This is a genomic window from Montanilutibacter psychrotolerans, assembly GCF_003719825.1.
In the GTDB taxonomy this organism is placed as follows: Bacteria; Pseudomonadota; Gammaproteobacteria; order Xanthomonadales; family Xanthomonadaceae; genus Montanilutibacter; species Montanilutibacter psychrotolerans.
In genome coordinates, this window is sequence record NZ_RIBS01000002.1 from 69,239 (window position 1) to 82,683 (window position 13,445).

General features: G+C 68.2%; 13 protein-coding genes. 12 read left to right on the forward strand and 1 reads right to left on the reverse strand.

Features of this window, described 5'->3' with window-relative positions; translation table 11 throughout:
• Nucleotides 1-47: 47 nt before the first annotated feature.
• From mltG to EER27_RS04010, 5 genes are read left to right on the forward strand one after another with little or no spacing between them, the layout of a single operon-like run.
• Nucleotides 48-1,055, forward strand: coding sequence for an endolytic transglycosylase MltG (gene mltG, locus EER27_RS03990; RefSeq protein ID WP_123087247.1), 1,008 nt, complete (start codon nucleotides 48-50; stop codon nucleotides 1,053-1,055).
• On the forward strand, nucleotides 1,052-1,720 hold the full coding sequence (gene tmk / locus EER27_RS03995) for a dTMP kinase (protein WP_123086749.1): 669 nt from the start codon (nucleotides 1,052-1,054) through the stop codon (nucleotides 1,718-1,720). The genes mltG and tmk overlap by 4 nt, the downstream gene beginning before the upstream one ends.
• Nucleotides 1,717-2,679 (forward strand): DNA polymerase III subunit delta', encoded by a 963-nt coding sequence (locus tag EER27_RS04000; RefSeq protein ID WP_123086750.1) that lies wholly within the window; start codon nucleotides 1,717-1,719, stop codon nucleotides 2,677-2,679. Before tmk ends, EER27_RS04000 begins: the two co-directional genes overlap by 4 nt.
• Nucleotides 2,680-2,681: 2 nt before the next feature.
• Nucleotides 2,682-3,044 carry a PilZ domain-containing protein gene (locus tag EER27_RS04005; protein ID WP_123086751.1) on the forward strand — a complete coding sequence of 121 codons (363 nt, stop codon included), beginning with the start codon at nucleotides 2,682-2,684 and terminating at the stop codon, nucleotides 3,042-3,044.
• 45 nt (nucleotides 3,045-3,089) lie between these two features.
• The gene (locus EER27_RS04010) at nucleotides 3,090-3,722 is read left to right on the forward strand and encodes a hypothetical protein (protein ID WP_148040919.1); all 633 of its coding nucleotides are present in this window, start codon (nucleotides 3,090-3,092) and stop codon (nucleotides 3,720-3,722) included.
• A 138-nt stretch (nucleotides 3,723-3,860) separates the two neighbouring features.
• Here EER27_RS04010 and EER27_RS04015 read toward each other — a convergent pair whose 3' ends face one another.
• Nucleotides 3,861-5,939, reverse strand: coding sequence for a 3-hydroxyacyl-CoA dehydrogenase NAD-binding domain-containing protein (locus EER27_RS04015; RefSeq protein WP_123086753.1), 2,079 nt, complete (start codon nucleotides 5,937-5,939; stop codon nucleotides 3,861-3,863).
• A gap of 225 nt (nucleotides 5,940-6,164) precedes the next feature.
• Between EER27_RS04015 and rpoE the strand changes: the two genes are divergently transcribed.
• From rpoE to rnc, 7 genes are all read left to right on the forward strand, one after another.
• Nucleotides 6,165-6,803: an RNA polymerase sigma factor RpoE gene (rpoE, locus tag EER27_RS04020; RefSeq protein ID WP_123086754.1), complete on the forward strand. Its 639-nt coding sequence runs from the start codon at nucleotides 6,165-6,167 to the stop codon at nucleotides 6,801-6,803.
• An 8-nt stretch (nucleotides 6,804-6,811) separates the two neighbouring features.
• Nucleotides 6,812-7,720 carry a sigma-E factor negative regulatory protein gene (locus EER27_RS04025; protein WP_190285638.1) on the forward strand — a complete coding sequence of 303 codons (909 nt, stop codon included), beginning with the start codon at nucleotides 6,812-6,814 and terminating at the stop codon, nucleotides 7,718-7,720.
• Nucleotides 7,721-7,780: 60 nt separating this feature from the next.
• Entirely contained in the window at nucleotides 7,781-9,295 is a 1,515-nt protein-coding gene (locus tag EER27_RS04030) for a DegQ family serine endoprotease (protein ID WP_123086756.1), read from the forward strand.
• Between the two features lie 147 nt (nucleotides 9,296-9,442).
• Complete coding sequence (gene lepA / locus EER27_RS04035) at nucleotides 9,443-11,236, forward strand: translation elongation factor 4 (RefSeq protein ID WP_123086757.1); 1,794 nt, start codon at nucleotides 9,443-9,445, stop codon at nucleotides 11,234-11,236.
• A 119-nt stretch (nucleotides 11,237-11,355) separates the two neighbouring features.
• Nucleotides 11,356-12,141, forward strand: a complete 786-nt coding sequence (gene lepB, locus EER27_RS04040) for a signal peptidase I (protein ID WP_123086758.1) — start codon at nucleotides 11,356-11,358, stop codon at nucleotides 12,139-12,141.
• Nucleotides 12,142-12,193: 52 nt separating this feature from the next.
• Complete coding sequence (locus EER27_RS04045) at nucleotides 12,194-12,571, forward strand: DUF4845 domain-containing protein (protein WP_123086759.1); 378 nt, start codon at nucleotides 12,194-12,196, stop codon at nucleotides 12,569-12,571.
• Between the two features lies 1 nt (nucleotide 12,572).
• Nucleotides 12,573-13,241: a ribonuclease III gene (gene rnc, locus EER27_RS04050; protein ID WP_123086760.1), complete on the forward strand. Its 669-nt coding sequence runs from the start codon at nucleotides 12,573-12,575 to the stop codon at nucleotides 13,239-13,241.
• The last annotated feature ends 204 nt before the right edge of the window (nucleotides 13,242-13,445 follow it).

Below are 13,445 nucleotides of genomic sequence, written 5' to 3' on the forward strand. Positions count from 1 at the left end.
TGAGTCGCAACCGCAAGAGCCGTATTGGCACCTTTTTCCTGTTCCTGATGATCGTCGCCGCCGGCGCGGGGTTCTGGGCGTGGCAGCGCTTCACGCACTTCGCCGACGGCCCGCTTGAAGGGCTCCAGCCCGGCACCAGCATCACCGTCGAGCGCGGCGACTCGCTGCCGGTGGTGGTGCGCAAGCTGCGCGCAGCCGGCATCGACACCGGCCAGCCGCTCGAATGGCGCGTGCTGGCCAAGCAGCTCGGCGCGGCGGGCCGGCTGCAGGTCGGCGAGTACGCGCTCGCGGCCGGCATGTCGCCGCGTGCGCTGCTGATCGCGATGCGCGACGGCAACGTGGTCAGCCACGGCTTCACGATCGTCGAAGGGTGGAACATCCGCCAGCTGCGCGCCGCGCTTGCCAGGGCGCGCCCGCTGGAGCAGGAGGCCGCGCAGCTGGACGATGCGACGCTGATGAAGACGATCGGCCATGCGGGCCAGCATCCGGAAGGCCGCTTCCTGCCCGAGACCTACGTCTACACCCGCGGCGACAGTGACCTGGACGTGCTCCGTCGCGCGCACGACGCGATGGAGAAGGCGCTGGACGCGGCATGGCAGCGTCGCCGCAGCGATTCGGTGCTCAAGACCCCGGACGAGATGCTGGCGCTGGCGTCGATCGTCGAAAAGGAAACCGGCGTCGCGTCCGAGCGTCCGCAGATCGCGGGGTTGTTCGAGCGGCGCCTGAAAATCGGCATGCGCCTGCAGACCGACCCGACGGTGATCTACGGACTCGGCCCGGGTTACGACGGCAACATCCGCAAGCGCGACCTGCTCGCCGACACGCCCTACAACAGTTACACGCGCGCGGGATTGCCGCCGACGCCCATCGCGATGCCTGGCGCGGATGCGCTGGCCGCGGTGGCGCAGCCCGCACCTGGCGAGCACCTCTACTTTGTCGCGATCGGCGATGGCAGCGGACGTCATTTGTTCGCGCGGACCCTGGCCGAGCACGAGGCCAACGTGCAGGCCTATCTGCGCAACTACCGCGCGGCCCGGGCGAAGAGCTCGCAATGAGCGACGCATCGAACGGACTGGTGGTCTGGCCCCGACTGGTCACGCTTGAGGGCGGCGAGGGCGCCGGAAAGTCGACCGTGCTGGCGGCCTTGCGCGATGCGTTGCTGGCGACCGGTGCCGAAGTCGTCAGCAGCCGCGAGCCCGGTGGCACGCCGCTGGCCGAACGCATCCGCGAGCTGCTGCTCGGCACGTCGACCGACGACGGCGGCCACGAAGCGCCGGCGGCCGATACCGAGCTGCTGCTGATGTTCGCCGCCCGTGCCCAGCACGTACGCCAGACCATCCTGCCTGCGCTGGAGCGCGGCGCCTGGGTACTCAGCGATCGCTTCACCGACGCCAGCTACGCCTACCAGGGCGCCGCGCGCGGCCTCGACGGTGGCTTCATCGCCGACCTGGAGCGGCGGGTGGTGGGAATCGTTCCGGGGTTGACGCTGCTGCTCGACGTGCCGGTCGCGGTGGGCCTGCAGCGCGCGCGCGGGCGGGGGCCGGCCGATCGCATCGAAGGTGAGCACGACGACTTCTTCGAAAGCGTGCGCGCGGGTTACCTCAAGCGTGCGGCTGCCGAGCCACGACGCTTCCACGTGATCGACGCCAGCCAGCCTGCCGCGGAAGTTGCCACGCAGGCGCTCGAGGCGATGCACGCGTACCTGCGAACCGTGCGATGAGCGCCTTCGCACCCTGGCAGCAGCGCATCTACGACCAGGCCGCCGCCGCCATCGACGCCGGCCGGCTAGGCCATGGACTGCTGTTGTGCGGCCCCGCCCAGCTGGGCAAGCGCGCCGTTGCCGAGCGTCTGGCGCGGCGCCTGCTGTGCATCGCCCGCGGTGCCGACGGCGAGCCGTGCGGGAGCTGCCGCGGGTGCCACCTGTTCGCGTCGGGCACGCACCCGGACTACCAGTGCGTGTCGTTCATTCCCAACAAGGAAGGAACGAAACTCCGCACCGAGATCGTCATCGAACAGGTGCGGCGACTGTCGGAGCAACTGGTGTTGACGCCGCAGTACGGCGGCGCGCAGGTCGCGATCATCGATCCGGGCGAAGCGATCAACCACGCGGCCAGCAATGCCCTGCTCAAGACCTTGGAAGAACCGGTGCCGGGCCGCTACCTGTGGCTGATCAGTGCGCACCCCGCGCGGCTGTCGGCAACCATCCGCAGCCGTTGCCAGCGGCTTGAGTTCCGCCTGCCGCCGCGCCCGGAAGCGCTGGCCTGGCTGCGCGGCAACGGACACACCGCGGCCGTGGCCGAAGAGGCGCTGGATGCGGCGCGCGGTCACCCCGGTCTTGCCCACGAGTGGCTGCAGGGCAATGGCCTGGCACTGCGCCGCGAGGTGTCCGGCGACCTGGACCGGCTCGCGCGTCCGGATGCGTCGGTGGTCGAGGTTGCCCAACGCTGGGCCGGCGACGAGTACGCCGAATTGCGCCTGCGCCATGCCGCCGATCTGGCGCTCGCACAGGCCGCTGCCGACTTGACCGCCCCGGCGCGCGCGCGCAGTCTTGCGGCATGGTTTGATCAGGCCAATCGCGTTCGCGACCTGCTGCGCAGTACGGTACGGGCGGACCTTGCGATGGTTGAATTGTTGATGGCTTGGCGTGCCGCCCACGGCAGGCACGCGACAAGGGGATAAGAATGAGTGCAACGGGTGCGGGTGCGGCACGACAGGGCATTCTGTCGCTGGCGGTAAAGGACAAGGCGCAGCTGTTCAACGCCTACATGCCGTTCCTCAAGAATGGTGGTGTGTTCGTGCCATCGCCGCGACGCTATTTCCTGGGTGACGAGGTGTTTTTGCTGGTCACGCTGCCCGACTCGACCGAGCGTCTGCCGGTGGCCGGCAAGGTGGTGTGGGTGACGCCCACCGGCGCGCAGGGCAACCGCCCGGCCGGTATCGGCGTGCAGTTCGCCGACACCGCCGAGGGTGAAGCGGTCAAGGGCAAGATCGAAGCATTGCTGGCCGGCACGCTGGCCGCGGATCGCCCGACCTACACGATGTAAATCCGGCGAGCCCGGGCCCCGGGCACCCTTTCCCCTTCAGGCCCGATGCCCATGTACCGCTGGCTGCCGTGTGTGCTGCTGTTGCTTGCCCCGTTCGCGCAGGCAGGCGGGTTGCGCAGCATCGTGATCGACCCCTCGCCAGCAGGCCACGAACGCCAGTTCAGTGGATGGCGTTACGACGCACCGGTTCCCGAGCAACAGCAGGTGGATCTCGAGCTCGGCGATGACATCGCCGGCGCCACGTTGCGCCTGCTGCCGGCCCAAGCCGATGGCGGGCAGTACCGGGTCAGCGTCCAGTTCGAGACCAGCATGGCGCTCAGTGGCGAAGGCCCGCACCTGGATTTCGTCGACTGGAAACATTGTCGATCGGAATGGCGTCCGGCGCGAAATTCGCGCGGTCTGGAGTTCGCGCTCCCGGTTCCTGCCGAACACGAATCGACGTGCTTTCCGCCCACCACCACCGACGAGATCGTCGCCGAAACCCAGCGCGTTCTGGTGCGTAACGGCATGGTGGCCGACGGCGCCCATTGGTTGGACTTGGCGCGCTCGGTCCGCGTGCCCGGTGAGCTGCCGACGTACGTTGGCATCAGCAAGGTGCGGGTGCGGATCGAGCAGCGCCACGGCGACGCCTGGCGGGTGATCCACACGATCGACTTCCTGCCCCCGATGGGTTGCTGAGCGGACCGTAGACACGGGTCGCAAGTCCGGTGCGGCGGCGTGCCCGGCAGCGCCGGCGGAGCACGGTACGGGCGGAGAGGGCACGGTGCGCCCTCGCCGCAAGTCATCGCCGAGCGCCCCCGCTGGGGGCGAACCCGGTCAGGCTTTCGTGCGCAGCGCCGGGTTGTCCCAGCCCTGGCGCGGGGCGAAGCGATCGCCGTAACGCGCGTGCAGGGTCTTGAGGCGTTCGAGCAGGGCATCGGCGCCGGTTTCGCGTACGTACTGGATCGGGCCACCACGGAACGGTGCGAAGCCCGTGCCGAAGATCACGCCGGCATCGAGCAGGTCGGCATCGCTGACCACCCCATCGTGCAGGCAGGCCACCGCTTCGTTGATCAGCGGCAGGATCAGGCGATCCTCCAGGTCGGACGGCATCTGGTAGTCCTTGGGCAGCTCGGGCTTCTGCGCCCGGCCGTTCTCCCACCGGTAAAGGCCCTGGCCGTCCTTCTTGCCGCGCTTGCCCTGTTCCGGGGGCGTCGAGAGTGAGGCCGGAATCGGCAGGCCGAGGAACGGCGCCAGCTCCGCGCCGACGCCCGCGGCCACATCCAGGCCCACCGTGTCGATCAGTTCGATCGGCCCCATCGGCATGCCGAACTTCACGGCGGCCTTGTCGATCGCCGCACCCGGAATGCCTTCGGCAAACGCGGTGGCGGCCTCGAGCATGTACGGGAACAGCACGCGATTGACCAGGAAGCCGGGCGTGCCCGCGACCGGCACCGGCAGCTTGTCGATCGCCTTGCAGAAGGCGGCCAGGCGCTGCTCGGTTTCCGGCGCCATGGCGTCGTGGCGGATGATTTCGACCAGCGGCATCAGCGCCACCGGATTGAAGTAATGCAGCCCGCCGAACTGCGCCGGACGCTGGATGTGGCCGCGCAATTCGGTGAGCGGGATCGATGAGGTGTTGGTGGTCAGCAGCGCGCCGGGCTTCATTGCCGGTTCGACCTGCGCGTACAGGTCGCGCTTGGCCTCGGGCTTTTCGATGATCGCCTCGATCACCAGGTCGGCGTCGGCCGCGCCTTCGCCGGCGAGGTCGCCCTTCAGGCGTGCCGCGACCGCCGGACGCTTGGTCTCGTCCTTGACCTTCTTGGCGAACAATCCCTGGGCGCGCTCCAGGGCGGCGTCGATGAAACGCTGCTCGCGATCGGCCAGGGTCACCTGGAAGCCCTTGTAGGCCGACCAGGCGGCGATGTCGCCGCCCATCACGCCGGCGCCGACGACGTGCACGCGGGCGATGCCGTGATCCTTGCCGCCCTGGCCCTTGAGGCGCTCCTGAAGGAAAAACACCCGGATCAGGTTGCGCGCGGTCGAGGTCGAGGCGAGCTTGACCACGGACTTGCGTTCACCGGCAAGCCGCGCCTGGATACCGCCGCCGGTGCGCTGCCAGGTGCCGATCAACGCGAACGGCGCCGGGTAGTGCTCCTTGCGGGCCTTGCGCGCGACCTGCTTGACCAGCATCGGCGCGAGCACCTGGCGCGCGGGCCAGGTGTTGGTCGCCCATGCAGTGAAGCGCTGCTTGAACGGGCGCTGGGTGCCCTTGAGCGCCAGCGCGGCGGCGGCATCGACCAGCAATGCCGGTTCGACGACCTTGTCGACCACGCCCATCGCGCGTGCGCTCGCCGCCGACAGCGTGCGCCCGGTCAGCATCAGGTCGAACGCCGATGGCGCGCCGACCAGCTGCGGCAGGCGTGCGCTGCCGCCCCAGCCGGGGTAGATGCCCAGCTTCACTTCCGGCAGGCCGATGCGGGTCGAGCCGTCGTTGCTGGCCACGCGATAGCGGCAGGCCAAGGCGATCTCGGTACCACCGCCCATGCAGAAGCCGTGGATGGCCGCGACGGTCGGAAAAGGCAGCTCGGACAGGCGTTGGAATACCTGCTGGCCGCGTCGGATCGCGTCGCCGACCACGCCCTTCTCGTCGAAGCTCTGGAATTCCTTGATGTCGGCACCGGCGATGAAGCCGCTGGCCTTGGCCGACCGGATCACCATGCCCTTGGGCGGGTCCAGCGCCAGACGCTCGAGCACGCTGTCGAGCTCGATCAGCACGTCCTGCGAGAACGTGTTGACCGGCGACGCCTCGCGATCGAAAGACAGCACCAGCACGCCGTCGTCGCGCATTTCGGTGAGCCAGTGGCGGGCGCGCAGCCCGTCGAAGCTCGCAAGTGCATTGACGCCAGCATTCATGCGGCACCATCCGTTCAGGTATGGGGGAGCCACTATCATCCCGATCTTGTTCGACGGCCGTCAAATCGGCCGGTCGGCCGGGGCCTCCGCGAACGCCCCTCGGGCATGCCGGATGGCAGTTGCGGCCGACGCGATGCGGCCCCATTGATATCGCGTTGAACTTTTCCCCGACAGGGATGTCCCATTGCTCGGCCAAGGCCGAGCTGACAGGAGCGCCGGCGCGGCATGGCCGAATTAGAGACACACCAGAAGCGGGATGCAGCGCAAGAGACCGAACTGGACCAGGAACTGGTCCTGCGGGTCCAGCGTGGCGACAGCACGGCGTTCGACGTGCTGGTGCGTAAGTACCAGCACCGCATCGTCGGGTTGATCGGGCGCTACATCTCCGACTGGAGCGAATGCCAGGACGTCGCCCAGGAAACGTTCATCCGCGCCTACCGCGCGCTGGCGAACTTTCGTGGCGATGCACAGTTCTACACATGGTTGCACCGGATCGCCGTGAACACCGCCAAGAACCATCTCGTAGCGCAGAACCGCCGTCCGCCGACGGACGACATCGACGTGGGTGACGCCGAGCAGTACGACGCCGGCATCCGCCTGCGCGACAACGACACTCCCGAGCGCGAGCTGCTGCGCCAGGAGGTCGAGCAGACGGTGATGCGTGCGGTGGGGGCCCTGCCCGAGGAACTGCGCGTGGCGATCAACCTGCGTGAGGTCGATGGCCTCAGCTACGAAGAAATCGCCGAGCGGATGGGATGCCCGATCGGCACGGTGCGTTCGCGGATCTTCCGTGCCCGCGAAGCCATCGACAACGAGTTGCGCCCCTTGTTGGACCACCAGCCCCGGGAACGTGCCCATCCATGATGTCCGCCATGAATCACGAATCCGACCTCGAGACCCTCAGCGCGCTGTTCGACGGCGAACTGCGGGGGGATGCCGAACGCTTCGCGATGAAGCGCCTCGGCCACGATCCGGCCTGGCGCGAGACCTGCAGCCGCTGGCAGCTGGCTGGCGACGCGTTGCGCGGGCGGGCCACGGCATCGGCACCGCGTGGGTTCGCCGAGGCGGTGCTTGAGCGCATCGAAGCCGAGCAGCGGCCGTCGCGGCCGGTTTCCGTGCCGGTGCCGGTACCGGGCGCGGCTGACGCGCGCGGGGCTTCCACGACGCTTCAGCGCAGCGCGCGTCGTCGCTGGGTCGGCGGCGCGGCGCTGGCCGCGTCGGTCGCCATGGCGGCGCTGTTCGTGTCGCGGCCGTTCTCCACCGGGCCGTCGTCCAACGGCACCGAACCTTCCGTTCCCTCGCTGGCTACAGCAGCGCCGACCTCGCCGACCAGCCCGGAGCGTCCCGTCAGTCCATCGCCCGCGGCATCGCTCGCCGACGCGAGCGCCGCCGTGGTCGCCGTCGCGCAGGTGCCTCGACGTGTCGCCGAACGCCGCTCCCGTGGCCAGGTGCAGCGCGCGCAACGCCGTATCGCGCAGCGGGCGGATAGCCTGCCGATGATCGCCACCTCCAGCACCGGTGCGGTTGTCGTGGCGACGTCCGGCACCGTCACGCAGGATGCGCTCCGACCGTTCCAGCCGCCCGCCGAGGCCGTTGCGCGGCCTTGGCCACGCGCCGTGCTGACGGCCTATCCGTCCGGTGGCGGCCTCACGGCCAGCTTCGGTACGTCCCAGTCCGGCGATTCGCCGTCGTTCTACCCGTTCGAGCCGCGCCTGCATCAGCCAGTCGCCAATCCGGATCCGCAGCAGGGCCGGGCGTCGGGCACCGACGGGCAGCGCTGAGCACCGCCGGCGCCCTGGCGCCGGCCGTCCAATCCAGAGTCCATCCTCCGAGGCCGTTCAATGAACCGACCGCTCCGTGCGCTTGCTTTGGTCAGCGCCATTGCCCTCTCCGTCCCGGCCGCCTGCACGGCGCAATCTCCCGTTGCCGCCAATCCGATCGCGCCGCCGCCGGCTGCCGCGCCGGCCGCGCCGCTCGTGACGGGCCTGCCGGATTTCACCGCCCTGGTGCAGAAGGTGGGTCCGGCGGTTGTCAGCGTGAGCGCACAGAGCGCCCCGCGCCGTGTCGCGCGCGGGCAGATGCCGGACGAGGGCGACATCCCGGAGATCTTCCGACGCTTCTTCGGCCCGGAAGGGATGCCGATGCCGGGCGATCCCAACGGCCCTCGCGGGCCGCGCCGCGGTTCCTCGCTCGGCACCGGGTTCCTGATTTCCGATGACGGTTACGTGCTGACCAACCACCACGTGGTCGACGGCGCCGATGAAGTCAGCATCCGCCTGTCCGATCGTCGCGAATTCACCGCCAAGGTGGTCGGCAGCGACCAGGCGACCGACGTCGCCCTGCTGAAGATCGACGCCAAGGGCTTGCCGTCGCTGCGCGTCGCAAACGCCAGCCTGACGCGGGCAGGGCAGTGGGTGATCGCGATCGGCTCGCCGTTCGGCCTCGAGCACTCGGTCACCGCCGGTATCGTCAGCGCGGTGGGCCGCAGCACCGGTTCGGGCCAGCAGTACGTGCCCTTCATCCAGACCGACGTCGCCATCAACCAGGGCAATTCCGGTGGCCCGCTGCTCAACACCGCAGGCGAGGTGGTCGGCATCAACTCGCAGATCTTCTCCAACTCCGGCGGCTACATGGGCGTGAGCTTCGCCATCCCGATCGACCTGGCCATGAACGCCGCCGAGCAGCTGCGCGCCACCGGCCGGGTCAGTCGCGGCCAGCTGGGCGTGCAGGTCCAGCAGATCACTGCAGACACCGCCAGGGGCCTGGGCCTGCCGGACTCCCGCGGTGCGCTGGTCGCCGACGTGGTGGCCGGCAGCCCGGCCGAAAAGGCCGGCATCGAACGCATGGACGTGATTCGCGCGTTCAACGGCCGCCCGGTGGACGAGTCCTCGGGATTGCCGCCGCTGGTGGGCGCCGTGGCGCCCGGCTCGCGCGCCAAGGTCAGCGTGATCCGTGCCGGCAAGCCGATTGAACTGGACGTGGTGGTCGGCGAACTGGACGCCCCCATCGCCAGTGCCCCGCCAGCGGGCAGCGGAAACACCGCGCCGGCGGCTCCGGGTCGCGGCAACGCGCTGGGGCTGGTTGCCCAGGATCTGACCGCCGTCGAGCGGCAGCGGCTTGGCCTGGCCAGCGGCGAAGGCGTGCGGTTGGCCCGCATCACCGGAGATGCCGCCGGCGAAGCCGGATTGCAGCCGGGCGACGTGATCCTCGCGGTGGGGCGCAACAGCGTCGGCACCGCCGCCGCGCTGGACCGCGCGCTGGCGTCCGTGCAGCCCGACCAGACCGTCATGCTGCTGATCCGGCGTGGCAACGGCACCCAGTTCGTCGCGGTCACGCCGGACCCCCAGGCCGGCTGAACCTGCGTCCCAGGCGTCCCGGCAAGGCAAGCCGGGGCGCCGAGGCGATCGCATCGGGCGCCCGGCCCGGTGGCGGGAGACGCGATGGGGTATGCGATAATCGCGCGTTAACCTTTCCGGTCCAAAGGCGCGAGCCGCCGCCCCCGCATGCAGCTGATCCGAAACTTTTCCATCATTGCCCACGTCGACCACGGCAAGTCGACGCTCGCCGATCGCATCATCCAGCTCTGCGGTGGCCTGCAGGCGCGCGAGATGGAGGCGCAGGTGCTCGACTCCAATCCGATCGAGCGCGAACGCGGCATCACCATCAAGGCCCAGTCCGTGTCGCTGCCCTACACCGCGCGCGACGGCAAGACCTACCAGCTCAATTTCATCGACACCCCCGGCCACGTCGACTTCAGCTATGAAGTCAGCCGTTCGCTGGCCGCCTGCGAAGGCGCCCTGCTGGTGGTCGATGCCGCCCAGGGCGTCGAGGCGCAATCGGTCGCCAACTGCTACACGGCGGTCGAGCAGGGCCTGGAAGTCGTGCCCGTGCTCAACAAGATCGACCTGCCCACCGCGGACATCGACCGCGCCAAGGCCGAGATCGAGGCGGTGATCGGGATCGACGCCGAGGACGCCGTCGCCATCAGCGCCAAGACCGGCCTGAACGTGGTGGAGGTGCTCGAGGCGATCGTGCACCGCATCCCGCCGCCGAAGCCGCGCGACACCGACAAGCTGCAGGCCCTGATCATCGACTCCTGGTTCGACAACTACCTGGGCGTGGTGTCGCTGGTGCGCGTGATGCAGGGTGAGATCACCCCGGGCAGCAAGATCCTGGTGATGTCGACCGGCCGCACCCACCTGGTCGACAAGGTCGGCGTGTTCACGCCCAAGCGCAAGGACCTGCCAAAGCTCGGCGCGGGCGAGGTGGGCTGGATCAACGCATCGATCAAGGACGTACACGGCGCGCCGGTCGGCGACACGCTGACGCTGGCCAGCGACCCGGCCAGCAAGCCGCTGCCGGGCTTCCAGGAGATGCAGCCGCGCGTGTTCGCCGGCCTGTTCCCGGTGGATGCCGAGGACTATCCGGACCTGCGCGAGGCGCTGGACAAGCTGCGACTCAACGATGCCGCGCTGCGCTTCGAGCCCGAGAGCTCGGAAGCGATGGGCTTCGGATTCCGCTGCGGCTTCCTGGGCATGCTGCACATGGAAATCGTGCAGGAGCGCCTGGAGCGCGAGTACGACCTCAACCTGATCAGCACCGCGCCGACGGTGGTCTACGAAGTGCTGAAGACCGACGGCACCGTCATTCCCATGGACAACCCGGCCAAGTTGCCGCCGGTGAACATGGTCGAGGAAATCCGCGAACCGATCATCCGCGCCAACATCCTCACTCCGCCCGACTACGTCGGCAACGTGATCACGTTGTGCGAGGAAAAGCGCGGCAGCCAGGTCGGCATCAACTACATGGGCGGCCAGGTGCAGATCAGCTACGAGCTGCCGATGGCCGAAGTGGTGCTGGACTTCTTCGACAAGCTCAAGTCGGTATCGCGTGGCTATGCCTCGCTGGACTACCACTTCCTGCGTTTCGACGCGGGCCCGTTCGTCCGCGTGGACACGCTGATCAACGGCGACAAGGTCGACGCGCTCAGCGTCATCACCCATCGCAGCCATGCCGACCGGCGTGGCCGCGACCTGTGCGAGAAGATGAAAGAGCTGATTCCGCGGCAGATGTTCGACGTCGCGATCCAGGCCGCCATCGGCTCGCAGATCATCGCCCGCAGCACGGTCAAGGCGATGCGCAAGAACGTGCTGGCCAAATGCTACGGTGGCGACATCACCCGCAAGAAGAAGCTCCTCGAGAAGCAGAAAGAGGGCAAGAAGCGGATGAAGCAGGTGGGGCGTGTGGAGATTCCGCAGGAAGCTTTCCTGGCGGTTCTCACGGTCGACAACAAGTAAGACGGGCAGCGGAGCAGGGGACGGGGCAGCTCAGCGGCCTCCCGTTATCACGGGGGCGGCGCGGAACTTTCTTCCCCTTTTCCCCATCCCCTCAACTCTGATCTTCAGAAGGAACACGCATGCGTTGGTTCGAGATGGTCCTGGTGGTGCTGACGTTGCTGACCGGCCTCGTCTGGCTGCTCGACAAGCTGTTCCTGGCAAAGCGCCGCGCGGCCCGCGAAGGCCTGCTCGACGATGGGACCGAGCCGGTGCTGATCGACTATTCCAAGTCGTTCTTCCCGGTGCTGCTGGTGGTGCTGATACTGCGCAGTTTCATCGCCGAACCGTTCCGGATTCCGTCGAACTCGATGATGCCGACCTTGCTGACCGGCGATTTCATCCTGGTCAACAAGTTCACCTACGGGCTGCGTCTGCCGATCAGCAACCAGAAGATCATCTCGCTGAACGAGCCCGAGCGTGGCGACGTGGTGGTGTTCAATCCGCCCGAGCACATGGACGAATACTGGATCAAGCGCGTGGTCGGATTGCCCGGTGACGTGGTTGCGTATCGCGACAATCGCGTGTACGTAAACGGCAAGCAGATGGAATACAAGACGGTCGGGACCTACGAGGGCCGGGGCAAGGGGAGCGAGATGAGCGGGGCGGACGAACTGCGCGAGCAGCTCGGCAACCACCTTCACAGCGTCCTCGAACGTCCCGGACCGACGTTGTTCGACGAGAAGGAAGGCGAATGGCAGGTGCCCGAAGGTCACTATTTCGTGATGGGCGACAATCGCGATAATAGCGAGGACAGTAGATACTGGGGCGTCCTTCCGGAACGGAACCTGCGGGGCAGGGCGTTCCTGGTGTGGATGCATATCGACGGTGGGGTCGATTTCTCGCGTATCGGCACGCGAATTCCTTAACACCAGATCGCGTCGTGATACTGGTTACTGACAGCTCAAGGGGAGTATTCGGATGAAGCACAACCAGCGTGGCATAACTCTGATCGGTTTCATCATGGTGCTCGCCGTAGTGGGCGTGTTCGCCTACATGGGAATGAAGCTGGTGCCGATGTACTCGGAATACTATTCGGTCAAGCGTTCGCTCTCCGCGCTGGCCAGCGAGCCCGGCGCCGCCACCATGGACGCCTTCAGGCTCCGTGAGTCGCTGTCGCGCCGTTTCGACACCAGCTACATCGAAAGCGTCAAGCCCGAGGACGTGAAGATCGTCCGCAAGGATTCCAACGCGTTCCTTCTCGCCGAATACGAAGTGCGCAAGCCGTTGATCGCCAACATCGACGTGGTGGGCCGTTTCAAGGTCGAGCAGCCGCTGCGTCCCGACGGCACCGAGTAACGTGTCGCCATTGCCTGACGTCAACCACGCGTTCAAGCGTCCGGAACTGCTGGCCCAGGCATTGACGCACCGCAGCGCCGGTGCGCCGCACAACGAACGGCTGGAATTCCTTGGCGATGCGCTGGTCAACCAGTTCATCGCCGAGGCGCTGTACCGGCAATGGCCACAGGCCGACGAGGGCGCGCTGACCCGTGCGCGCGCCGAGCTGGTGCGCGAGTCCGCGCTGGCGCCGATCGCGCGTGAGCTCGATCTCGGCGCGCACCTGACCCTGGGTCCCGGCGAGATGAAGTCCGGCGGTCACCGCCGCGACTCGATCCTCGCCGACGCGCTGGAGGCGGTAGTGGCGGCGATCTATCTCGACGCCGGCTTCGAGTCCTGCCGCGATGCGGTGCTGCCGTGGTTTGCCGCGGCAATGGCCGCGTTGCCACCGCCCCACAAGGTGGGCAAGGACGCCAAGACGCGACTCCAGGAATGGCTGCAGGGACGGCAGAAGCCGCTTCCTGTCTACGCGCTGGAGGCCGAGAGCGGCGAGGACCACGCCAAGACCTTCCGGGTGAGCTGCAGCTTGGCCCACGTGGACATCGTGACCGAAGGCGAGGCCGGTTCGCGTCGGGCTGCCGAGCAGATTGCTGCCGAAGCCGCCCTTCGAGCGCTCAAGGTCGACGCCTGACCCGAGGTCCCCGGCGTCGCGTGGCCGGTGAAGGTCCAGGGTCCAGGGGGCCGTGGCGCGAAGGCCGTGTTGCCACCGATCCCGGGCGCGGTTCCAACGTCGCCGTCGCGGCCCGACCCGCGGTGCTGCCGCCGTTTCCGCCGCCCGACCCCGTGCCCTGACGCCCCGGCACCCGCCACGGCAACGGCCGATGCCGCCGCGGCC